This is a genomic window from Citrobacter sp. RHBSTW-00671, from assembly GCF_014103415.1.
Lineage (GTDB): Bacteria > Pseudomonadota > Gammaproteobacteria > Enterobacterales > Enterobacteriaceae > Citrobacter.
In genome coordinates this window covers 62,947-86,554 of sequence record NZ_JABXPR010000001.1, presented here as the reverse complement: position 1 = coordinate 86,554, position 23,608 = coordinate 62,947, and the positions used below count along the sequence as shown (strand labels likewise).

Sequence of the window (23,608 nt, the reverse complement as noted above, 5' to 3'; positions counted from 1 at the left end):
AGCCGGAGAGGTTAGTGGTCACGGTCGGCCTCCTGTTGCAGGCGTTTAAGCAGTTCCAGTTCAGCCTGGAAATCGACGTAATGGGGAAGTTTGAGGTGCGAAACAAAACCCGCCGCCTCGACGTTATCCGCATGCGCCAGCACGAACTCTTCGTCCTGCGCCGGTCCCGTGACCGTTTCATCGTATTCGGCTGCCTGTAGAGCGCGGTCCACCAGCGCCATCGCCATCGCTTTACGTTCGCTCATACCGAACACCAGTCCGTAGCCGCGGGTAAAATGGGGGGATTCGTTTTCTGGCGCGACAAAGCCGTTGACCATTTCGCATTCGGTCATCAGCAGTTCGCCGACGTTCACTGCAAATCCCAGCTCTTCCGGCACGGTTTCCAGAGCCACATAGCCGCTGCGGATTTCGGCGGCAAACGGGTGGTTGCGCCCGTAGCCGCGCTGGGTGGAGTAGGCCAGCGCCAGCAGGTAGCCCTCGTCACCGCGCATCAGCTGTTGCAGACGTGAAGCGCGTGAACAGGGGTAAACCGGAGGTGTGCGGGTGATGTCGTCGGGTGTCGCGCCATCATCCTCCTCACGTTTTGCCAGTCCTTGATTTGCCAGCAGAGAAAAGACGTGCGGAGAGGCGTCCTGCGTATTTTCTGCGCTGCGCAGCGGTGGCGTTTCACCATTGGCCAGCAGGGTAAAATCCAACAGGCGATGGGTGTAATCGTAGGTGGGGCCTAACAGCTGTCCGCCGGGAATGTCCTTATAGACCGCAGAGATTCGGCGCTCAAAGCGCATTTCTGCGCTGTTAACCGGTTCACTGACCGCCACCTTTGCCAGCGTGGTGCGGTAGGCGCGGAGCAAAAAGATGGCTTCGACGTTATCGCCGCTGGCCTGCTTCAGCGCCAGTGCCGCCAGCTCGCGGTCGGCGATGCCGCCTTCGGTCATCACCCGGTCGACGGCCAGGTTCATCTGTTGTTCGATTTGCGCCACGCTCAGTTCAGCAATGCTCTCATCGCCCCGGCGTCGATTTTCCTGCAGTGCATGGGCGTTGGCTATTGCCTTTTCGCCCCCTTTGACGGCGACGTACATCAGCACACCTCCACATGGGTGGTTCGCGGAATAGCCAGCAGACGTTCGCCGCAGGTGAGGATCAGATCGACTCCCAGCGGGAACGGATGTGGACGCTCGGTAAGTTCGTGGATCAGGCATTCCGGCAGTTGTGGCGCGATCATGCGTTCTTCGGCGATGCCCGCGCCGGTCAGACGCAGCATGCGTCCGCCGCTTAAGCTTGCGACCTGCACAATCAGCGTGGCGCTGGTCTCTGGCGCGACGGCAGAACCGGCGGAGAGGGCATTCAGTTGTTCGCTGCTGATGCGCTCGTCGGCGACGGCAAAGGCCGCCTGTTGCGGCTGATCGACCAGCGGCGCGTTGGTGTGAAAACGCAGATTCTGCCGGGCGATATCGTTATCTATCGATGGAGCCAGCCAGACCGGCGTGTCGCCATCGACCAGGGTCAGCAGCACGCTGGTGGTGGCCAGACCCAGCGGCTGCCAGCCGTGTTTCAGTTGATGCAGGGCGACGATTACGCCCGGCTCGCTCATGGCCTTCAGCAGGCGACGGAAGCTCTGCTGAGCATCCTGAACGGGTAAATTAAAAGCGGTTTGTAAGGTCATGCGTTATCTCCGCGTACCAGCGTGAAGAAGTCGACCCGGCTGGCGTTGACTTCGGCACGGCGTGCGCTGATCAACGCGTCGCGTTCCGCTTCCAGCGGGGCAATTAAGGTTTCCATTAAGTTCTGGAAATGCGTCTGTTCCTGCAGCAATGCGTCAATTACCGCACACTGCTCGGCGTGTTGTTTATTGCGACCCAGCAGGTAGCTGTAGCCCAGCGTGCCGCTCTTCAGGCGAATAACCGCACGGGTGAGCGTGGTGTCACCGGCAAAGAAGCGATTACCGGTGCCGCCCATGCGGGCCTGGATCTGCATCAGTCCGCTTTCCGGGGCGCGGATAAGCTCATAGTCCGGCGTCAGTTTGAGCGCCTTGATACGCGCATTCAGGGCATCGGCATTGCTGTAAGCCAGCGCGCGCATCCAACGCTGGCGAGTGGCGGTATCGAAATGCATTCAGTGCTCCATGGTGAATTCGATCATGTCGGCGCGGGTCAGGCTGACGGAATATTCCGCGGCCTGTTCTTCGCCTTCACGGTGGTTCAGGGTGCGCACGCACAGCAGCGGCGCCATGTTGGGGATTTCCAGCACCTTGCTCTCTTTGGCCTGTGCGCGGCGGGCGCTGATTCGCGTTTGCGTGCGTAGCAGCGTCAGGCCCGACTGTTCGCGCAGGTAGTCGTGCAGTGAGCCGTGGTTAAAGCCCTGCAACTGCGGCCAGAGAGTGAGATCGGAAAAATAGTGGTCGATCTGGCACAGGGCGATGCCGTTGACCCGGCGAAGGGTGCGCAGGTGGATGACGTTATCACCCTCGTTAATGCTCAGCGCGTCAGCAATGTGGCTGGAAGCTGGACGCAGTACCGCCAGCAGTTTTTCGCTGGTGGGGTGGCTGCCCTGGTCCAGCAGGTTCTGGCTGAAGCGTGCCTGGGCATTCAACGGGTAGTCGAACGGGCGCATCAGCACCAGCACGCCCACGCCCTGACGACGTTGAACCCAACCGCGCTCAACCAACTGGTCAATGGCGCGGCGCAGGGTGTGGCGGTTTACCTCGTAGCGCGCGGCCAGTTGATGCTCGGCGGGCAGATAGTCACCGCAGCGATAATGTTGACGAAGCTCCTGCTCAAGTCTCGCGGCAATTTCCTGATAACGCGTTGGATAACTGGTCGGATGTGTAGACAAGTGCATAGCAATCAATGCCTCGCTAATCAGATAAAGTGCTTACGCAAACGCTGGGAGAGGAAATCCAGCAGACTGACGGTGACGATGATTAACACCATCAGGGCGCAGGTTTGCTGGAACTGGAAGCCGCGAATCGCCTCCCATAAGGTCACGCCGATACCACCGGCTCCCACCATCCCGACCACCGTGGCCGAACGAACGTTGGACTCAAAGCGATACAGCGAGTAGGAGATAAGCAGCGGCATGACCTGTGGCAGAACGCCGTACAGAATCTCTTCAATCTTGTTGGCTCCGGTGGCGCGAATGCCTTCTACCGGACCTGGCTCAATGGCTTCTACCGCTTCGGAAAGCAGCTTGGAGAGCACCCCGGTGGTGTGGATAAACAGCGCCATCACCCCGGCGAACGGACCCAATCCAACGGCGACCACAAACAGCATGGCGAAGACCATTTCGTTGATGGCGCGACAGGCATCCATCAGGCGACGCATCGGCTGGTAAATCCACCACGGCACGAGGTTATCGGCGCACATCAAACCGAACGGAATCGATAGCACCACGGCGAGGGCGGTACCCCAGACGGCGATTTGTAGGGTGATGGCCATTTCGCCGAGATAGTCCTGCCACTGGCTGAAGTCCGGCGGGAAGAAGTCGGCGGCGAAGGTTGCCATATTGCCGGAATCCTGGATCAGCGTGAGCGGGGCCATTTCGGCACCTTTCCACGAGACCACCAGCACGGCGAGAAGAATGGCCCAGCTCAGCAGCGAGAACCAGCTACGCTTGGGCGGGGCGACGGTGATGGTTTGCATGTTTAGCTCCGTGCGTCGGTTATTGCCGGCTGGCGGCGCTTGCGCCTTATCCGGCCTACGATGTCCTGTAGGCCCGGTAAGCGAAGCGCCACCGGGCATCAGGGTTACTGCACCGCTTTGGTGACGCTGGTCATGGCGCCCAGCGCGGCGGTCAGACGGTCGAGATCATCAAGCTGTGCTTTCAGCGCCGAGGTTTTGCTGGTTTTTTCTTCTGCATTCAGGCCTTTGTTGTCTTTCACGCCCTGCATCTCTTTAAACAGCGCGAGTTGGCGAATCGGGACCAGTTGCAGATCGCTGGAGGCGCGGAACGGCGCCCAGCCCAGGCGTTCCAGGACGGTTTTCTGCTCCGGCGTTTTGCCGTAGTTCATGAAGAAGTCGTACACCTTGTCCTTGGTGGCTTCAGAGAGGTTCTTACGCCAGACAATCGGATCGCCTGGGATCAGCGGTGACTTCCAGATAACCTTCAGCTCTTTCAGCTTGTCCGGCGCGGAAGTTTTCAGCTTGTCGAGGTTTTCGGTGTTGTTGGTAGCCACATCCACCTGTTTGTTGGCGACGGCCAGGGCATTGGTTTCGTGTCCGGCGTTAACGGTGCGTTTGAAGTCGCTGGCGGAGATGTTGTTTTTGGCGAAGACGTAGTAACCGGGGACGAGGTAGCCTGAAGTGGAGTTAGGATCGCCGTTGCCGAAGGTCAGATCCTTACGTTTGGCGATCAGATCGTTCAGGTTGTTGATCGGGCTGTCCTTGTTAACGATCAACACGCTCCAGTACCCTGGAGAGCCATCGGCAGCGACGGTCTGGGCAAAGACCTGTCCGTTGGCGCGATCCACCGCTTCCATTGCTGAGAGGTTGCCGTACCAGGCGATATCGACTTTGTTAAAGCGCATTCCCTGGATGATCCCGGCGTAGTCCGGCGCAAAGAAGGCGTTTACTTTTACGCCCAGTGATTTTTCCATATCTTTCAGGAACGGTTCCCACTGCGGCTTCAGGTTTTGCTGTGATTCAGTCGAAATAATGCCAAAGTTCAGCGCTTTTTCTTGCTCTTCGGCATGGGCCGGGGTGAGCAGTGTGCTGAGACTAAACATGCTGGTGAAAGCCAGCGCGGCAACTGTCTTATAGCTCATTTCCATTCCTCATTGTGGGGATGTCAGGCAGCCTGCGCGTTCTGTTCGACGCGGTTCATGCTGCGGTAGAGATGATCAAAACGATCGTTATCGAAGTGCTGACTGCTGCCATCAAAGAAGACGTTCCCCTGACGCAGCGCGACAATGCGTTCGCAGTAGCGCAGGGCGTAATCCACCTGATGCAGCGTGACGACCACGGTAATACCGTCGGTCTGGTTAATGTCGCGCAGGGTGTCCATCACGATGCGCGCCGATTCCGGGTCCAGCGAGGCAATCGGCTCATCGGCGAGGATCACTTTTGCCTGTTGCATCAATGCACGGGCGATCGCGACGCGCTGTTGTTGCCCGCCGGAGAGCGTGGAAACGCGCTGATAAGCAAAGTGCGCCATACCCACGCGGGTCAGCGCCTGTAATGCGTGTTGCTTCTGCTCTGGCGTAAACCAGCTAAAACAGGTGCGCCAGAATGGCGTGCTGCCGAGCGCGCCAATCAGCACGTTCTCCAGTACGCTCAGCCGGTTCACCAGATTGAACTGCTGGAAGATGTAGCCGGTGTGGGCACGGCTTTTGCGGATGTCGCGTGCCAGTCGGCCTTCACGTTGAACGGTACGGCCTAATAGCTCGACGTGACTGCCCGGTGATTTATCACCCGTAATCAAACCGCTTAGATGACGTAAAAGGGTGGATTTGCCGGAGCCAGATGGCCCAAGCAGAGCCACCATCTCACCGGCACAGATATTCAGATCAACCGCATTAAGCGCCTGATGTTGATTGAAGGATTTGGAGAGTTTCTCGACGCGAATAACCGTTTGCATGATGCGGCCTCCCTAAAAAAGTGGCCCCATCGTGGCGGATTAATGTGACGATTTCGTTAAAGGAAAGTTACTTGGAGATGAAGAGTTGAGCGATATTTGATGACAGTCCGGGAGGACGAGCCTCCCGTTACATCACTCGGTAGGGGGTTGCTGTTGCTTGACGACGTTGATCATCCACGGCACGCCGTACTGGTCGGTCACTTTACCGAAACCATGTGCCCAGAAGGTCTCCTGCCAGTCCATTTCGATTTGTCCATGTGCGGCCAGGTTATCAAACCAGCGCTTCCCTTCATCGACATTTTGCGTGTCGAGTACCAGCGTAAAGCCAGAGTAGTGAGCATTTCCGTCGGGGGCGCTATCGCTCATCATGATGTCGCTGCCCGCCACGCGTAGGTTGGCATGAGCAATGGCGGTATCGGGGAATTTCATTGCGGAAGGGCAACCTTCTTCGCTGTCCTGCGCGGATTTGGGCATTTCACCGAAGTTGATTTTGTAGAGTAGCTCAGCGCCTAACGTTTTTTGATAGTAGGCGATAGCGTCAGCGCAGTTGCCTGCAAAGGAGATATAGGGACTTAACGGCATAATTTTTACCTCAGGTAAAAGCAGCCAGTTAAGTGTAGTTATCGTCTGCACAAATAAACCAGGCGGGAAGTATGGGTTTCCCGCCTGACAAATGAGCTGGTACAGGCCTGATTAGCGCAGCGCCATCAGGCAAGTGAAATCAGTTCTTTTTCACAAACTCAGATTTCAGCTTCATTGGGCCAAAGCCATCAATTTTGCAATCGATGTTGTGGTCGCCTTCAACCAGGCGGATATTCTTCACTTTGGTACCGATCTTCAGCATGGAAGAGCTACCTTTTACCTTCAGATCTTTTACTACGGTGACGCTGTCGCCATCGGCGAGCAGGTTGCCGTTAGCATCTTTAACGATCAGTTCGTCGCTGTCCTGAGCGGGTTCAGCGTCGTTCCATTCGTGAGCGCATTCCGGGCAGATGAACATGCCGTTATCTTCGTAAGTGTATTCGGAGTTGCATTGTGGGCAGTGTGGTAATGACATGTGGATTTCCTCAAAAGTCAGCAGGGGCAAAAGCGCCCAAAATTGGCAGATTGCCGAAAAAGGCCGCAATTATACATAAAATCCCTGCTTTTGTCGGGGCTACAGGCCAATTATGCACAACTATCTGTTGCGGCGTCAGGTTGCTTTCACGTCTATGAAAACCAGAAGGAATATTTTTTAAGGGAAATTGCTACGTTTAGTTATTTAAGATAAGGTGAGGCGAAACACCCGATATTCATAGGTAACATGGCTTACAGGATAGCTAAGTCATTGTGAGTGAATACTTTGTGACCCCCTTAATTTTGGTAGGGGAATTAAGCTGGCATTTTTTAAAACTGAACTACTCTGTTTATCTTTCTTACTTAATATAGTAAGTGAGAGGCATCAGGCCAGCAGTCATACGATAAATTTTATTTTAATAATATCAGCTGGTTGTTTTAATTTTAATTATTTCCACACGTAATTATAAAAGCCGAAGATCTATAAATAAAACGATTTGGCTAAATAAAAGCAATGCTATTTGCGTTAAGGAAAGATTTTCCATGTACACACAGACAATTTATGAATTAAGTCAGGAAGCTGAACGCTTACTGATGCTCTCTCTTGAACATCTCAGGCAATTGCAGAAATTGCCAATGACCTCGGCGAATGATGTCATGTTGAAAAAAGGAGAGCATAGCGGACAGGTTGTTCAGCCCCTGCATTTCAGCGCGCGTGGCATGGATGTCCAGCAGGCAACGCTCAACAATGAACTGCGAAAGATTACCCGTCTGGAAATGGTTCTGGCGATCGTCGGTACGATGAAGGCGGGAAAGTCGACGACGATTAACGCGATTGTCGGAACCGAGGTTTTACCTAATCGTAATCGCCCGATGACGGCGTTACCGACCCTTATCCGCCATACACCGGGACAGAAAGAGCCGGTGCTACATTTTTCGCATGTCGCGCCAATTGACGCCTTAATGAAAGTATTACAGCAGCGCGTGCGGGAATGCGACCGTCAGCGTCTGGCTCAGACGCTGGAAATAGATAAGGATATGAATGCCCTGCTTCAACATATTGAAAATGGCGTGGCATTTGAACGGTATTATCTTGGCGCACAACCAATTTTCCATTTTCTCAAGAGCCTGAACGATCTGGTGCGTTTGTCTAAAGCGCTGGAGGTGGAGTTTCCGTTTGCCGCCTATGCTGCAATTGAGCATATTCCGGTTATTGAGGTTGAGTTCGTGCATCTGGCCGGGCTGGCAAGTTATCCTGGACAATTGACGCTGCTGGATACTCCCGGGCCGAATGAGGCCGGGCAACCACACTTACAACAGATGCTCAATGAACAGCTGGCCCGGGCTTCAGCGGTACTGGCGGTGATGGATTATACCCAACTGAAGTCGATTTCGGATGAGGAAGTCCGTCAGGCCATTATGGCGGTTGGAAAGTCAGTACCGCTGTATGCGCTGGTTAACAAATTCGATCAGAAAGACCGCAACAGCGATGATGAAGAGCAGGTGCGGGCGTTAATTTCCGGCACGTTGATGCAAGGCGGTATTACGCCTGAACGTATTTATCCGGTCTCCTCAATGTGGGGATATCTGGCCAACAGGGCACGTCATGAACTCGCGAATAATGGGCGCTTGCCGGATCATCAGGAGCAGCGCTGGGTCCAGGACTTTGCCGAAGCGGCACTCGGCAGGCGCTGGCGTTCCACCGATCTTGAGGATAAAGAACATATTCGCCATGCCGCCGATCTGCTTTGGGAAGACTCACTGTTTGAACAACCGATTCAGAAAGTGATCCATGCAGCCTATGCCAATGCCTCACTGTATGCGCTGCGCTCGGCATCGCACAAGCTATTGAACTATTCGCAAAGCGCACACGAATATCTGGAGTTTCGCGCCCACGGCTTAACCGTCGCCTATGAGCAGTTGCAGATGAACATCGCGCATATTGAAGATGACATGCAACAGTTGCAGAGAAGCCAGGCGCGGGTGGGCGACGAGGTCAGTCACGAGGTTGAGCTGGCGCTGGAGGCTGCTGCCGGCTATCTCAACCAGCAGCAGACCGAGATTCTGTGCGGTATTAATACGTTCTTTGTTAAAGAAAACGTGTTGATGATGTCACAACATGGCATGGGCGCTGCCATTGCGGCGGCGGAAATGGCCGGTGATATGCTGGTGTTGCATGACGAGGGACAAGCGAAAATTGTTTTAGATAAAATTCGCTCCTCCTGTGAGGTGGTCCTGCTGGCGGCGCAGGAGAGTATCAGTCGGGACCTGGCGCTGCGTTTTGAGGCGCTTGAATCGACGTTATCCCGGGCGCTGAATGATGCTATGCGGCCTATTGAACAACGGGTGAAAGAGGATCTGAACCATGCCGGATTTCGGGCGCGGATCCGTTTTCCAGCCTTTCATGCGTCGATGTTTAATTTCAATACGCGTCAGTTGTTTAACGAGGCTATTGAACAGGATATCCCTGCGGATAATGCCCCCTCCACCGGCGGTGTTGTGCGTGACACGTTCTCACGTTGGTTGAATCAGCCAAACTGGGGATGGAATGATTACGTCGAAACAAAAACGCGTTACCTCATTGATATGGGCGCGTTGCACAAGAACCTTGTCCATTATGTCACTCAGTTTTGCCAACAAATTCGTAAAGCTTTAGTTGCTCAGGTCGATATTTCCGTTACGGCAGGCATGGCCACGTTTTTTGCTGATTTTTCACTGTGTCTGACGCAATTGCAGGCGAGCCTGCGCGAGAGTCTGACCCTGCGCCAGCAAAATGAATCGGCGGTGAACGCAATGAATGAACAATTGCAGCATCGTATTACGACGGCGGCATGGATTTATGAAGATTCCCGCTTGCTGCGTGACGATATCCACACCCTTTTTGCAACCGAGCATACATGACTAACGTGTTACTGGAAGGCCCAGGGCGGACGCTGGAGTGCGTCTACCCGAAGTTTATGGTCGATCTTGTTCAGGGAGATGAAACCAAACGTTCCGGCGGTTTTCTGCAGCAGCAGCAGCGGTTGCGTGCGCGTCTGACGCAGGAAGTGTTATCCCAGACGCAGCTGCGGGCGTGGGTGATGGCGGGGGTTTCCAGCGAACACCTGGTGATGCGCCTTAAGCTGGTGGAAAAGCTGGCGGGTACTATCGATCCTGGCCACCTGGCGCTGGTACGTATTGCCGAGCGACTGGTATTTTTACAACAAACTGAACAACCACGCGGACAATCAACTCCCGGCGTGATGCAGCAATTAATTTCACTGGCTGACGGGTTTGCCCAACGTAGCGCATATAAAGAAAAAGCGCTGACGCAACGTGGGCTGACCGTGCAGGCAGGCGAACACAGTGAACAGATTTTTACTCGCTGGCGGGCTGGCGCGTATGACGGCTGGTCATTACCCGGACGCTGCTTTGTTGCGCTGGAGGAACTGCGCTGGGGCGCCTTTGGTGATGCCTGTCGGCTGGCGAATGCCGATGTTGTGTCGATGCTAAAAGACAATTTACGCACGATGGCTGCCCAGACGCTGGCACACGGCGTGAATGCGGCACCTACTACGCGCCATTATTATCATCAATGGCTGAGTTCACCTGCAGTTGGGGGTTCGAGCGAACATAACGATCTGCTGAGTTGGCTGGGGGACTGGTGCGATGCACAGCGCCATCCGGTGAGCTGGTCGGTGACGCAGCGTTGGCAGAATGTGGCGTTGGGGATGCCGAGACTGTGTTCGGCAAAGCGACTGGTTGATGCGATGGTTGAGGAGATTTTTGCACCGTCCCTGCTCGTCAATTGAGCAGGGCTGGTGAGTAGGATAAAGGCAGGTTTAGTGGTGCAGAGAGTCTGCCGGGGTGGCCACCGCTTCGTTGGCGACCAGGTTTTTATTAAAACGTTTGGCGTACAGCGCGGTGATAATCGGCACCAGAATGGCGGTGACAATTACGCTGGCGGCAACCAGCGCCGTAGCGGATGCGGCAACCGGTTCGAACGCCGGGTTAATCTGGGCGATAATCACCGGGTTTGCTACCGCAGCACCTGCTGCTGAAGAGGCTGCGACGCCTGCCGTACCGTTCCCGCCACCAATGACGCGGTCAGCAATAATCAGCGGGATACCGGTGATAACGATGACGGCCACACCCAGCAGGATACCCAGCAGACCGGTATCAACGATGACGCTCAGGTTAATGGTGTTACCCAGAGCGAAGCCGAAGAACGGGATCAACACCGGTGTGGCTTTGCTGAAGAAAGAACGCAGGTCGTGATCCAGGTTGCCCAACGTAAAGCCAATCAGGAACGGTAATACCGCGCCGATGAAATGGTGTGGCTCGAAGGAGGCCAGACCCGCAGAGCCGAGGATCACCATGGTCATTAACGGACCGGATTCCAGAGACATCAACACAAATGCGCCGGACTCTTCTTTGGTGCCGTACTGGTTCATCAGGCTGGCGTACAAACCACCGTTGGTCATGTCCATTGCGGAGACAATTGCCAAAACTGAGAGGCCTGCAAAGAATCCGGTTTGAATACCGGTATCAGGAATAAATGAAGCAGCAATCATTGCCACTACCCACGCCACGGCTATTTTGGTTATTACCAGCGTACCGGACTTGCGTAATACCGTACCGGTTGCCCGCAAATCAATAGATGCGCCGATACAAAAAAACCACACTGCCAGAATCGGTACCGTTCCGCTGATCATTCCTTTGGTAAACGAACCGAAATACGCACCGGTATCCGGAGCTAACGTATTTAACACTGCGCCTAATAACAGAGGAATCAACATCATTCCGCCGGGGATGCGTTCAATCGTGGCTTTAATTTTCATAAACGTCCTCATGTCTTGTCGCTGCTAAAACTCGCGCAAGAGGGTAAAAATTAATAAATTCAAATGGTTACTGGTATTTCTTGACAAAGAAAATCGCTATCTCTTTGTTTTATAAAATCTAACGCGGCATACGTTGAGCGTGTTGCTGCTCCCAGGGATATTGCGTCTGGAATTAGTTTGCATTCATGGGAACATTGATTCAATCAAAATAAAACGATGTTTTAGTTATCTTCATCACATATTCCGAGCAAAAGTTCCCGGCCGCTCTGATTATTAAAAAAGCTGTGATCTTTTTGTGAAGGGATTAGGTGGTTTTTTTGCTAGCAGAATAATAGTGACCGCTGTGATTGTTGGTGCAATAAAGCGATTTATTCTTGTATTTAATTGTCAGTAAATCGCAAGCATTACATGTAAAAAAGCTGACTAAGAATGACCTAATTTACGCATGTTGACGAAATGAAAAACTATATGTGAAGTTGATCACAAATTTAAACGCTGTTAGGGTAAAGAGGTCATTAACCGCCCAATCAGGCGTCAACAGGTTCGGTTGTACTGTGCGTTTCTCGTCAGTGTAAGTAAACCTGCTACGCTTGTTACAGGGAATGCGCCTGTGCATTCCCCGCTCGGTGATGACCCTGACGCATGGGCGTTAGGGGACTCGAACTGGAGCGTGACAGGGCTAAGTCTATGAGGACGAGTATGCTAAAAAGGAAAAAAATAAAACCAATTACGCTTCGCGACGTCACCATTATTGATGACGGAAAACTGCGAAAAGCCATTACCGCCGCGTCACTCGGTAATGCAATGGAGTGGTTTGATTTTGGTGTTTATGGGTTTGTTGCTTACGCATTAGGTAAAGTGTTCTTCCCGGGGGCTGACCCCAGCGTGCAGATGGTTGCTGCACTCGCTACCTTCTCCGTTCCCTTTCTGATTCGACCGCTTGGCGGATTGTTCTTCGGTATGCTCGGCGATAAATACGGTCGCCAAAAGATCCTGGCTATCACGATTGTGATTATGTCGATCAGTACCTTCTGTATTGGGTTAATCCCTTCGTATGCGTCTATTGGTATCTGGGCACCGATCCTGCTGTTGCTGTGTAAGATGGCACAGGGCTTTTCGGTTGGTGGGGAGTATACCGGCGCGTCGATTTTTGTCGCAGAGTATTCTCCGGACCGTAAGCGTGGATTTATGGGCAGTTGGCTGGACTTCGGCTCTATTGCCGGGTTTGTGCTGGGTGCCGGTGTAGTCGTCTTGATCTCGACCGTCGTCGGTGAAGACAACTTCCTTGAATGGGGCTGGCGTATTCCGTTCTTCCTGGCACTACCGTTAGGGCTGATTGGTCTGTATCTACGTCATGCCCTGGAAGAAACACCTGCGTTTCAGCAGCATGTCGACAAGCTGGAGCAGGGCGATCGTCAGGGTCTGCAGGAAGGACCGAAGATTTCGTTTAAAGAAATTGCGACTCAACACTGGCGTAGCCTGCTGGCATGTGTTGGTCTGGTGATTGCCACCAACGTCACCTACTACATGCTGCTCACCTATATGCCGAGTTATCTGTCGCATAACCTGCATTACTCTGAAGACCACGGCGTGCTGATTATTATCGCCATCATGATTGGTATGCTGTTTGTGCAGCCAATTATGGGCTTGCTCAGCGACCGCTTCGGGCGTCGTCCGTTTGTGATCATGGGCAGTATTGCGCTGTTTGTGCTGGCGATTCCGGCATTTATTCTGATTAACAGTAACGTCATCGGCCTGATTTTCGCCGGATTGCTGATGCTGGCGGTGATCCTCAACTGTTTTACCGGGGTGATGGCGTCAACGTTACCGGCGATGTTCCCGACGCATATTCGCTACAGTGCGCTGGCCGCCGCGTTTAATATCTCGGTATTGATCGCCGGTCTGACGCCGACGTTAGCCGCCTGGCTGGTGGAAAGTTCGCAGAATCTGATGATGCCTGCTTACTATCTGATGGTGATTGCGGTGATTGGTTTAATTACCGGCGTGACCATGAAAGAGACCGCCAATCAGCCGCTGAAAGGGGCTACGCCTGCGGCTTCGGATATTCAGGAAGCGAAAGAAATTCTCGGCGAGCACTACAATAACATTGAGCAGAAAATCGAAGACATCGATCAGGAAATTGCTGATCTACAGGTTAAACGTTCGCGCCTGGTCCAGCAGCATCCGCGTATTGATGAGTAATCGTGTCATTGCCTGATGGCACTACGTTTATCAGGCCTACGGGTAGCATTGTACTTTGTAGGCCGGATAAGGCGTCGGCCGCCATCCGGCGCATAGCCAGAGTAATCGTGTCATTGCTGGCACTACGTTTATCAGGCCTGCGGGTAGCATTGTACTTTGTAGGCCGGATAAGGCGCCAGCCGCCATCCGGCGCGTGGCCTTAAGGTTGGCTTAATCTCCGTAAGGCAAACTCTCCTCCAGATTATCGGAGGAAAGTGTCATGAAAACCAGTATTTATGAAAGTTTGACCACCGTATGCAGCGTACTGATTATGAGCAGCTTTTTGTACGTGTGGGTGAGCTCTTACTGATCTTTCTCCAGCACCACCCAGGCGCGAGTACCACTGGCTCCTGGGCGGTTTTGTAAAAAGAACTGCCCGCGATGAAGTTGGGTAATTCGACTGACAATACTCAATCCCAGCCCAATGCCGCCGAAACGGCTGTCCATGCGTACAAACGCTTTGCTTAACTCCCCGCATTTACTTTCATCAATGCCTAGCCCTTCATCCTCAACGGCCAGGATTGCATTTTGTTCCGCGTTAAGGTTAATCGTAATGTTGGTACCTTCCGGGCTGTAACGGTGGGCGTTTTCTACCAGATTTCGCAACAGCATCCGCAATAGCGTGGCGTCGCCGCGTACGATAACATCCTCTGCGCTTGCCGGTAGGAGCAACGTTTGTTGCCGCTGGTCCAGCATGGTGCTGAGCTCATCGTAGGAGGGCAGTATGACGTCCTCCAGCAGTTTGACATGCTGGTAATTCCCGGCCGAAAACGACTGACCCACACGGGCGAGTTGCAACAACTGCGATACGCTGTCCATCATTTGGTCAAGACGGGTGATGAGCGGCGTAACGTCAACATTGTGGGTTTTTGAGAGCAATTCCAGATGCAGACGAACGCCGGATAGTGGCGTTCGTAGCTCGTGGGCAACATCAGCAGTAAACAGACGCTCGTTGTCGATAGTGGTTGTCAGCCGCGTGACCAGATGATTGAGCGCCGTCACTACCGCCTGTATCTCAAGGGTGGAGCTACGGATATTAATGGGAGCCAGATTATCCGCTGTGCGAGTTTCTAACTCCTGTTGGAGATCGGCAAGAGGACGGGTAATGCGCCGCACGGCCTGATAGCAAATAATGAGCGTCAGGCTGACCATAAAAATGCCGGGGACGATCAGGCTGGCGATAGCTTCCCGGATCTCATGCATGATATGGCGATCGTTGTTACGGTTTTCGCGTAACGCCTGTTCGAACAGCTGTATTTGCTCGGTGCTTTCGTGCCACAACCAGAAGGTGCTAATCAGCTGGAAGACCAGCAGAATCAGACCGATCGTCAGCATTAAACGCTGGCGAAGCGGGAGCGGTTGTTTTAGAAAACGCATCAAATTCACTTAGCTTTCCTCAGTAGCGGCCAGCATGTAGCCAAAACCTCGAACCGTGCGAATGCGTGATTTTCCCACTTTATCGCGCAGGTTGTGGATGTGGACTTCCAGCGTATTGGTCGACGGCTCGTTATCCCAGCTGTAGATGTCGTTATACAGAATTTCCCGGTGTACCGGGCTCCCCGCTTTGAGCATCAGCCGCGACAATAGCGCGTACTCTTTGGGCGTTAAGACAATTTCTTGTCCATCCATCCACACCTGGCGGCGGCCGATATTCAATGTCAGGTTGCCAATGATAATCTCACTTTCACCCTGATTGTTGTGCCGACGTAACAGCGCCCGAATGCGGGCATGCAGTTCTTCCAGCGCGAACGGTTTGACCAGATAGTCATCCGCGCCGACATCCAGCCCGGTGATGCGGTCTTTCACGGTGTCGCGGGCGGTCAGGATCAGCACCGGAACAGTATATTTTTTCTGCCTGATACGGGTCAGAAAATGCAGGCCATCCTCATCCGGTAAACCTAAATCCAGAACGACAAGACTGTAGTGCCCCGTTTCCAGGCAATGCTCGGCGGCACGGGCCGTTGACACGCCATCGCAGGCGTAGCCTTCCGTTTGTGCGGCAAGTATCAGCCCCTGTAGTAACAGCGTATCGTCTTCAACAATCAGAATTTTCATTCGGTTAGCCTCCCTTGCATGGGTGCAGAATATCATCTGCTGACTGGTAATACTTGGTTTGTACGCCCGTTAATCCCAGCAGGGTTGAGAACAGATTATCCTGTGAGAAATCTTCTGAGCTGGCCCGTTTCTGCAAACATGTTTGAGAAACCTGGTAGCGTTGCTGATAGTCCTCTGAAAGCCACAACAGCATCGGCACATGTTTTTGTGTGTCTGGTGCAATCGAATACGGCAGACCGTGCAAGTAGACGCCGTTTTCTCCTAAGGATTCACCGTGATCGGAAAGATAAACCAGGCTGGTGGTGAAATTGTCCTGATGCGCTTTCAGTATATTGATCGCTTTATCAACAATATAGTCAATGTACAGGATGGTATTATCGTAGGTATTCACCAGTTGCTGCTGCGAACAGGTTTGAATTTCGTTGGTATCGCAGGTTGGGGTAAATTTCTTAAACTGTGGCGGATAACGGTTGTAATAGGTTGGGCCATGGCTGCCGATGGTGTGCAGCACGATCACGCCGTCGCCCTTCAGGTTATTAATGTACTCTTCCAGCCCGTGGAACAGGACTTCATCGTAACATTCACCGTTAATACACTGTCCTGGTAAGTTCAGCGCAGTCATATCCTGATGCGGTACGCGGTCACAGGCACCTTTACAGCCGCCGTCGTTATCATTCCACAGAACGTTAATTCCCGCCCGTTGGATGATATCGAGTACGCCTTCCTGGTGGTGAGCCAGCTCTTCATCGTAGTGCGCTCGTGGCATGTTGGAGAACATGCAGGGTACGGAAACGGCTGTCGCCGTACCGCAGGACGTTGTCCGTGGGAAATAAACGACATCATCTTTTTCCAGCAACGGATTGGTCTGACGTGAATAACCTGACAGAGAGAAGTTGTCGCCGCGTGACGTTTCACCGAGCACCACAATAGTGAGGTTCTTACGTTTTCCTTTCACCATTTCTGGATTGCGATGCGCATCTTCGCCAATACGCACCAGCGGCAGGTTGGCCAGCCTCTGGTGTGAATACCAGGATGACGTTGCCACGATGCTGTTGGACGGGCTGAGGGACTTAACCAGCTCTTTGTTATTCCGAAACAGCGACGCGTAATCTTTATAGAAGAAGGCGGCGACCAGCACGATAAGCAGTGCCGATATCAGGATATTCGCAGCGCGATACAACACGCTGCGCAGCGCAGGCGTAATGGGTTTGATTCTTATCCAGCAGGCAACGATGGCGGCCAGAATGCCGCTCAGTCCCAGCGTCAGGAGCATTTGCGGCGTCATGAGGGCGAAGGTTTCAGCCGGTGTGGTATCCATCATGTTGGCGATCATCGAGCGGTCGATGATGATGCCGTAGGTCATGATGAAATACTGGGCGGACGCCCCAACCAAAATGAAAATGCACGCGACCAGGCGGTTAAGCCACAGGAAAGAGGCCAGCGTGAGCACGATATTCATAACGCTGAATGCGACAACCGGCATCGATAAGAACACCAGGATGTTGCGCAGGGAATCCAGCGGAAGGTCCTGCAGTACCTGTTTGTAGAACGCGATGTTCAGGAAGGTCGCAAGATAAAATGAGATCAGCAATAGCCAGCTGATTTGCCCGAGAGTCGGTCTTTTAAACAGGAGCTTTAACATTAAGGGGGTTCCATCGACTAAGTGGAGCGGATCCTCTCAAAGTAAAATTAAGCCAACATTAAGTTCTTAATGTTAGCAGGTACTGGTGGGGTGTGTGATGCGTAGGCCCGATGCGCTTATGTCATCGGGCAACGATGCTTACAGGCATTAATTATTGTTGGTCGGGGCATCCAGAGGATACGGGTTTTTATGGATCCGGTTGTAATTGAGTGCATACAGCGCGGTGATGACCATCAACATCACGAACGACCACATCACTTCTTTGGCGCCAGAACCGACCACTGCCCAGATGCAGTAGACAAATGCCACGAAGGTCACCAGTAAGTACATCGGACGCGCTTTACCAAAGTGACCGTGGCCCAGCAGCAGCAAAGCGGCACAGGTGTACAGATACGGTACCAGCGTGAAGATGACTGAGACGGAAGAGACCAGACCAAATTCTTTTGCGGCGTTTGGCGACATACTGCTGAACTGGAAGAGGGTCATCAGGATGCCGACGATAATTAATCCGGCAACCGGTGTTCCCGCTTTGTTCACGCGCGCGAAAATCGGTGGGAACAAGCCGTCATCGGCTGCCGCTTTTGCGGTCTGGCCGGCAAGCAATGTCCAACCACCCAGTGAGCCGAGGCATCCGGCCGCGGCGCAGAAGGAGACAATGGCCCCAGCGGTATCGCCCAGTGCCATTCGTGCAGCATCACCAAACGGTGAGGCTGACACACGCAGCGCAGCGTTAGGGATCATCCCCATAATCGCCGTAGTTGAGAGAACGTAGCAGACGGCGGCAATCAGCACCCCGCCAATGGTGGCGATAGGGACGTTACGTTTCGGGTTTTTAACCACACCGGCGGCAACGGAGGCGCTTTCAACCCCAATGAACGACCATAAGGTGACGTTTAAGGTGCTTTGGATGGCACCGAAGGTATTCATTCCGCTGACGTTCCAGGCTGCCATATAGGTTTCACCGCGGAACCAGAACCAGCCGAAGACGGCAATCCCGACGATCGGTACCAGCGCCAGTACCGTCGCAACGGCCTGCACGCGAGTAATCATTTTTGGACCGACAATATTCAGCAAGACGAAGATCCACAGGACAACGACACAGGTGAGCGTCAGAACCAGCGGGTCTTTTAAAATGGGGAAGAAATAGCTCAGGTAACCCACGCCAATAACGACCATGGCGATGTTACCAATCCAGCAGGCCAACCAGTACAGGACGTTAGTCTGGTAGCCTAAAAAGGGACCGAAGCAGCGGCGCGCATAAGCGTAAGAACCACCGGGACTGGAGTCTAAGGACGACATTTTGGCGTACACCATCGACAGTGCCAGAGCACCGATAATAGTGACCAACCATCCGTAGATTGCAATCCCGCCAGTTGACGCCAGGTTTGCGGGTAGCAGGAATACACCGGAACCCATAATATTCCCCGACACCATAAGGGTGACGGGGATTAAGCCCACTTTGTGAGCATCAGCATCCGTCGACATATTTTTTAACTCCTGATAAGGATAAATGACGTCACATCATACCTCTTCAGAAGACTATTTTATGATGGCGGAACAGGGGTATCGCCAATGCTGATATTATTATGGCTCATCGCTAAATGATCAAAAATCAGGCAGCGGAGGGTTCCCGATGTTGACTGACATAATGCAGCGGCGTCATTCCATAGAACTCTTTGAATACGGAGATAAAGTATGAAGTACTGTTATATCCGCACAGCTGAGATACCTGTGAAATGTTTTTCCCGTCCATCATTAATTGATTAACGGCATAACGCATACGACACGTGGTTATTATTTGACTGTAACTTGTGTTTTCATTTTTGAGCTTTTTCTTTAACAAACTGGGACTCAGGCATAAGCAACTGGCGACCATGCTTAAATTCCAGTCTTTATGAATATCGCTCTCAATGATGTGGTAAACGCTGTCGCTGATGCGATTGCGTAACATATGCATCAGCAGGGAGATAAACTTTTTGCTGTCGAGAAAACGCGATAATACGGTGAACAGTAGCGAGCGGGTACGCTCATTTTCGCCTTCGTTTTGCGTTTCCATCACGCTGTGTTGAGCGGCAACCCGAAAGACATCCGGCGTCAGGCAGACGGCGGTCATCACGGGGTTAGCGCTACGTTGCCAGAGAGGGATCTGTGAAAGATCTTTATTTAAAAATCGTAGATAGTCTTTAATGACATCGCGACTGATATGTACGACCAGTGCGTTATTAAGTGAAGAGAAGTCGATAATATTATTATCACACGCCACCAGAGCCATGTGGTTAGCTTTTAAACTGATGGCTTCTTTACCGTTAATCCTTAACCAAACATCTTTCTCCGTTAATACAACAACACAAGCTTCTTTGCTGCAAAGCCTCATACCCAAACTCCCGGAATATGAACATCAAATACCGTAACTCAGCACCTGCTGAGTAATCGCGGCTAAAAAAAATTGTATGATGAATCAAGACAAGCGATAAAATAGCGTGATTTTTAGTAATTACAATATCTGTAGGGATTCTTGGCATGTACATAATTTTTTACGCAAGTGGCAACGTACTATTTGCGTATAAAAAAAGCGCGGGGTGGTCCCGCGCAAAAGGTATGACAATGTTATTGTTTTGCAGCAATACTCAGGAATTACTCAACCATCACACGTCAACCTTATAAAAAAAAGACTATCTAAAAAGCGACATTAGGCTTTCACGCACATGACGTGATACACACCGTCAATAATTTCCGTTCCTTCGGTTTCATGTTCAAAGCCAGGGAAATGATGATCCCAGGATTGCAACGAACGTAGATAACTAATCTGCGGGCTGTTGGCATCGCCAAAGTTTTCCCCGGACAGCAGCATTGGAATTCCCGGTGGGTAAGGAATAACGGAGTTGGCTGCGATACGGCCCGGCAGATTTTCAATAGCCACCATCTCAACGTTATCGCTGACTATCGCGTTATAGGCTTCACGCGGGGTCATTTCAGCAACAGGCAGGCCGGAGTAGGCCGCATTGAGTCGGCTACCTGGGTTATTTTCTTTCAGCCAGGCGAACATGGTGTCGCCCAGATCGTGAATACCCATGTTTGCGTAAGTGTCAGGATATTCCTCTACCAGTTCCGGCATCACCTGTGAGAGCGGGGTATTGGCATCGTAGTGGTGTTTGAAAGAGCACAGTGTGTTAATCAGCGTGCCCCATTTACCACGGGTGATCCCCATAGAGAACAAGAACATAATCTGGAAATCGGTGGTACGGGTCGGTACGATACCGTGGCGGCCAAGCCAGGCGGTAACCAGCGCCGCCGGAACACCGGTCTGTTCCAGTTCACCATCATCACCCATACCTGGCGCCAGAATACTGACTTTGATCGGGTCCAGCATGCTCCAGTTATCTGGCAGGTCTTTAAACCCATGCCAGGATTCACCGGGACGCATTACCCAGCAGTTCTGATCGGTCGTCAGAAGTTGAGTAGGGGCGTCCGCAAAGTCATAGGTTTTTCCGGTTTGCGGATCGGTAACCACCTCTTTGTTCCACGGTTTGAAGAACCAGTCGCCCTCAGCCGTGAATTCTTTGTACAACCGTGCCATCGCCTGACGGAAATCGACGGCTTCATCGATCACTTCCTGGGTGAGCGACAGGCCACTGTTACCGTCCATCATGGAAACTGCCACGTCGTTTGATGCACAGATGGCATACAGCGGAGACGTGGTGGCGTGCATCATGTACGCCTGGTTAAAGCGGGAGAAATTTACCGCGCCACGGCCTTCACGGACGTGAATGTAAGATGCCTGAGAGAGTGCATTCAGCAACTTATGGGTCGAGTGGGTGGCAAAAACGGTTGGGCCGCTATGGTCGCCAGGCGCACCACGCATAGCATAGTGATCGGCATAAATCGGGTTGAAACGCGCATAGCCGTACCAGGCTTCATCGAAATGAATGCGATCGCTGGTCTGGGCTAACAGATCCTGCGCCTCTTTCGCGTTGTAGCAGACGCCGTCATAGGTGCAGTTGGTCACAACGCTGTATGACGGTTTCTGTCCGGTTTTGTCTTTCGTCAGCGGGCTTTCGCTGATTTTTTTCTGCAATGTTGCAGGCTGCATTTCCTGCGGGTAGATAGGCCCGATAATGCCGTAGCGGTTGCGGCTTGGCACCATGTACACCGGTTTTGCCCCGGTCAGAATGAGCCCTTGTTCAATGGATTTATGGCAGTTACGGTCCAGCACTACCACATCGTTATCAGTCATGCATGCCTGCATGATGGTGCGGTTAGAGCCAGAAGTACCGACCACCACGGACCATGAACGGTCAGCGCCGAAGACACGTGCGGCATATTTTTCGCTTTCACCAAACGCGCCAGTATGGTCAAGCAGTGAACCCAGTGATGCGCGTTCAATACCCATGTCGCTACGGAATAGATTTTCACCGTAGTAGTCATGATAGAAACGACCGGCCGGCGTTTTAGTAAATCCCACGCCGCCCTGGTGACCTGGAGCTGCCCAGGAATATTCGTGGATGTCACTGTATTTCATCAGCGCGCTGAACAGCGGTGGTAACAGCTGTTGGCGGTAACGGGTCATCGCAGCAACGGCGCGCCCGGCGATAAAGTCAGCGGTATCTTCGAGAATCCAGGCGAATTCATCGACAAGCTCCAGCAGATCGCGATCCAGCGATGCAGTGGCTTTTTCCCGATCGCCCAGCAGGAAAACGGGGACGTTTTGCTGGCGTTCGTGGAGCTTGCCGATCAATTGCCTGACATTCAGGTGTTCATCTTGTTGTTCCATTTGATAGCTGAACATCAGGCAATCAATGGCTTCATTTGCCGCGAGAATGGCATAACCATCGTCGAATGAGGTGGACTTAATGACGGTAACATTTTGGCGACTTAAGGCATCAGCCAGACGCTCGACAGCGCTACCAACCCAGGTGTCCTGATGCAGAAACTCACTTTCAACAATTAATACTTTCATCATCTTTTACCCGGTAGTGGAGAGGTTGCAATGTATGGATTGCAGACACACCGTATGAATGTGACGCAGGCAAGTATTATCCTGACGAATTGGGCTGTAAAGTGGCTAAAAAATGAGCATATTTTGTTTTTATTCCTTTATAAACAAATAATTAATACTTATCGGCGGTAGTTTTTCGGCACTGTTTATCGACAGGGGAATTATTTTTTTGGCTGATACTGATATTGCCGAATGGGATGTGCTGTCAGTGGGCATGTGTTTGCGCCATCCGGCGCTTATCCGGCCATCAATTGTCGATGTTGCTGGCTCAGTTTGCGGTACTGCTGTGGTGACATGCCGACAAATTTGCTGAAAGTATCGTAAAAACGACTGCTGGAGCGAAACCCGGCGGTAAGGGCAACGTCCAGAATGGTTTTATCGGTGTCGCTCAGCAATGCGCGAACGTGGTTGATACGCATCGCGGTAATGTACTGCTTCATGGTGAGTTGCATCACACGCTGGAAAATCCCCATCGCATAGTTGGGGTTGAGCTTCACGTGCTCCGCAACATCGTTGATGGTGAGCGCCTGATCGTAGTTGTCGGCAATAAAACTGAGCATTTGACTCACGTAAAACTGCGCGTGACGTGAAACGCTGTTTTTGTGCGTGCCCGCGGTTTTATTGACCAGGATTGGCTGCCAGCCGGAGAGGCTAAACCGCTTGAGCATCAGGCTAATTTCATCGATGGCAAGCTGGCGAATTTGTTCGTTCGGGCTGCTCAGCTCCTGTTGCCAACGCTGAACTTCAAAGGTGCTTAACTGCTGAGAGGCTTGTGATTTGATGACCATGCCATGAGTGACGTGGTTGATCAGTTCACGGTCCAGCGGCCAGGAGAGAAACAGGTGCATGGGTAAATTAAAGATAGCCATGTTCTGGCAGGCGCCAGGTCGTATTAACTGGTGCGGCGTACAGGCCCAAAACAGGGTGATATGGCCCTGTTTTATCTGCACCACTTCGTTATTGATCAGGTATTCCACATCACCGTCGAACGGTACGTTAACCTCCACCTGTCCGTGCCAGTGGCTGGTGGTCATGGCGTGCGGCGCGCGCAGTTCGATATCGAGACGTTGATATTCCGAGTACAGCGACAGCGGGCTACGGGTTTGTTTTTCATCGCTGTTGCACATGTGCGGATCGGGGGGAAGCGCTGAGATTGGCGGCGTGGTCATGGTAGCTCCAGTTCCTGATTGTTCAGAATCATGCCATTTTTCAGCGGATAAGATTGCG

The 23,608-nt window shown here is 52.5% G+C and carries 21 protein-coding genes; 4 read left to right on the top strand and 17 right to left on the bottom strand.

Annotated features, from left to right (window positions below; translation table 11 throughout):
• Positions 1 to 11: 11 nt before the first annotated feature.
• The 9 genes from HV261_RS00450 to HV261_RS00410 form a co-directional block, all read right to left on the bottom strand.
• Positions 12 to 1,079, bottom strand: a complete 1,068-nt coding sequence (locus HV261_RS00450) for a carbon-phosphorus lyase complex subunit (RefSeq protein WP_202037139.1) — start codon at positions 1,077 to 1,079, stop codon at positions 12 to 14.
• A complete protein-coding gene (gene phnH, locus HV261_RS00445; protein WP_202037138.1) occupies positions 1,079 to 1,663 on the bottom strand; it encodes a phosphonate C-P lyase system protein PhnH in 585 nt (194 codons plus the stop codon). The genes HV261_RS00450 and phnH overlap by 1 nt, the downstream gene beginning before the upstream one ends.
• Positions 1,660 to 2,112 (bottom strand): phosphonate C-P lyase system protein PhnG, encoded by a 453-nt coding sequence (gene phnG / locus HV261_RS00440; RefSeq protein WP_124021047.1) that lies wholly within the window; start codon positions 2,110 to 2,112, stop codon positions 1,660 to 1,662. The genes phnH and phnG overlap by 4 nt, the downstream gene beginning before the upstream one ends.
• Positions 2,113 to 2,838, bottom strand: a complete 726-nt coding sequence (gene phnF, locus HV261_RS00435; protein WP_202037137.1) for a phosphonate metabolism transcriptional regulator PhnF — start codon at positions 2,836 to 2,838, stop codon at positions 2,113 to 2,115.
• Between the two features lie 20 nt (positions 2,839 to 2,858).
• Entirely contained in the window at positions 2,859 to 3,638 is a 780-nt protein-coding gene (gene phnE, locus HV261_RS00430) for a phosphonate ABC transporter, permease protein PhnE (RefSeq protein ID WP_202037136.1), read from the bottom strand.
• A 104-nt stretch (positions 3,639 to 3,742) separates the two neighbouring features.
• Positions 3,743 to 4,759, bottom strand: coding sequence for a phosphonate ABC transporter substrate-binding protein (gene phnD, locus HV261_RS00425; RefSeq protein ID WP_202037135.1), 1,017 nt, complete (start codon positions 4,757 to 4,759; stop codon positions 3,743 to 3,745).
• A 23-nt stretch (positions 4,760 to 4,782) separates the two neighbouring features.
• Positions 4,783 to 5,571, bottom strand: a complete 789-nt coding sequence (gene phnC, locus HV261_RS00420) for a phosphonate ABC transporter ATP-binding protein (protein ID WP_202037134.1) — start codon at positions 5,569 to 5,571, stop codon at positions 4,783 to 4,785.
• 132 nt (positions 5,572 to 5,703) lie between these two features.
• Entirely contained in the window at positions 5,704 to 6,153 is a 450-nt protein-coding gene (gene yjdN, locus HV261_RS00415; protein ID WP_202037133.1) for a VOC family metalloprotein YjdN, read from the bottom strand.
• A 139-nt stretch (positions 6,154 to 6,292) separates the two neighbouring features.
• A complete protein-coding gene (locus HV261_RS00410; protein WP_003031835.1) occupies positions 6,293 to 6,628 on the bottom strand; it encodes a zinc ribbon domain-containing protein YjdM in 336 nt (111 codons plus the stop codon).
• Between the two features lie 542 nt (positions 6,629 to 7,170).
• Here HV261_RS00410 and crfC point away from each other — a divergent pair.
• Together crfC and HV261_RS00400 are read left to right on the top strand one after the other, a co-directional pair.
• Positions 7,171 to 9,528: a clamp-binding protein CrfC gene (crfC, locus tag HV261_RS00405; protein WP_202037132.1), complete on the top strand. Its 2,358-nt coding sequence runs from the start codon at positions 7,171 to 7,173 to the stop codon at positions 9,526 to 9,528.
• Positions 9,525 to 10,418, top strand: coding sequence for a diguanylate cyclase regulator RdcB family protein (locus HV261_RS00400; RefSeq protein ID WP_202037131.1), 894 nt, complete (start codon positions 9,525 to 9,527; stop codon positions 10,416 to 10,418). The genes crfC and HV261_RS00400 overlap by 4 nt, the downstream gene beginning before the upstream one ends.
• A gap of 30 nt (positions 10,419 to 10,448) precedes the next feature.
• Here the strand turns inward: HV261_RS00400 and kdgT are convergent, their stop codons facing one another.
• On the bottom strand, positions 10,449 to 11,447 hold the full coding sequence (kdgT, locus tag HV261_RS00395; protein WP_003826735.1) for a 2-keto-3-deoxygluconate transporter: 999 nt from the start codon (positions 11,445 to 11,447) through the stop codon (positions 10,449 to 10,451).
• Positions 11,448 to 12,146: 699 nt separating this feature from the next.
• On the opposite strand from kdgT, the gene proP reads away from it, so the two are divergent.
• Positions 12,147 to 13,649, top strand: a complete 1,503-nt coding sequence (gene proP / locus HV261_RS00390) for a glycine betaine/L-proline transporter ProP (protein WP_202037130.1) — start codon at positions 12,147 to 12,149, stop codon at positions 13,647 to 13,649.
• A gap of 259 nt (positions 13,650 to 13,908) precedes the next feature.
• A complete protein-coding gene (pmrR, locus tag HV261_RS27890; protein WP_202037129.1) occupies positions 13,909 to 13,998 on the top strand; it encodes an LpxT activity modulator PmrR in 90 nt (29 codons plus the stop codon).
• Here the strand turns inward: pmrR and pmrB are convergent.
• From pmrB to melR, 7 genes are all read right to left on the bottom strand, one after another.
• Positions 13,992 to 15,074 carry a two-component system sensor histidine kinase PmrB gene (gene pmrB, locus HV261_RS00380; protein WP_326929120.1) on the bottom strand — a complete coding sequence of 361 codons (1,083 nt, stop codon included), beginning with the start codon at positions 15,072 to 15,074 and terminating at the stop codon, positions 13,992 to 13,994. The two genes, pmrR and pmrB, sit on opposite strands and share 7 nt — an antisense overlap.
• Positions 15,075 to 15,743: a two-component system response regulator PmrA gene (gene pmrA, locus HV261_RS00375; RefSeq protein ID WP_048213870.1), complete on the bottom strand. Its 669-nt coding sequence runs from the start codon at positions 15,741 to 15,743 to the stop codon at positions 15,075 to 15,077.
• A gap of 4 nt (positions 15,744 to 15,747) precedes the next feature.
• The gene (gene eptA, locus HV261_RS00370) at positions 15,748 to 17,385 is read right to left on the bottom strand and encodes a phosphoethanolamine transferase EptA (protein ID WP_202037128.1); all 1,638 of its coding nucleotides are present in this window, start codon (positions 17,383 to 17,385) and stop codon (positions 15,748 to 15,750) included.
• 147 nt (positions 17,386 to 17,532) lie between these two features.
• Positions 17,533 to 18,870 carry an arginine/agmatine antiporter gene (gene adiC, locus HV261_RS00365; RefSeq protein ID WP_137382877.1) on the bottom strand — a complete coding sequence of 446 codons (1,338 nt, stop codon included), beginning with the start codon at positions 18,868 to 18,870 and terminating at the stop codon, positions 17,533 to 17,535.
• Positions 18,871 to 18,997: 127 nt separating this feature from the next.
• Positions 18,998 to 19,759: an AraC family transcriptional regulator gene (locus HV261_RS00360; RefSeq protein ID WP_137382902.1), complete on the bottom strand. Its 762-nt coding sequence runs from the start codon at positions 19,757 to 19,759 to the stop codon at positions 18,998 to 19,000.
• A 315-nt stretch (positions 19,760 to 20,074) separates the two neighbouring features.
• Complete coding sequence (adiA, locus tag HV261_RS00355; protein ID WP_202039635.1) at positions 20,075 to 22,342, bottom strand: arginine decarboxylase; 2,268 nt, start codon at positions 22,340 to 22,342, stop codon at positions 20,075 to 20,077.
• Between the two features lie 275 nt (positions 22,343 to 22,617).
• Positions 22,618 to 23,550: a transcriptional regulator MelR gene (gene melR / locus HV261_RS00350; protein ID WP_202037127.1), complete on the bottom strand. Its 933-nt coding sequence runs from the start codon at positions 23,548 to 23,550 to the stop codon at positions 22,618 to 22,620.
• Positions 23,551 to 23,608 lie beyond the last annotated feature (58 nt).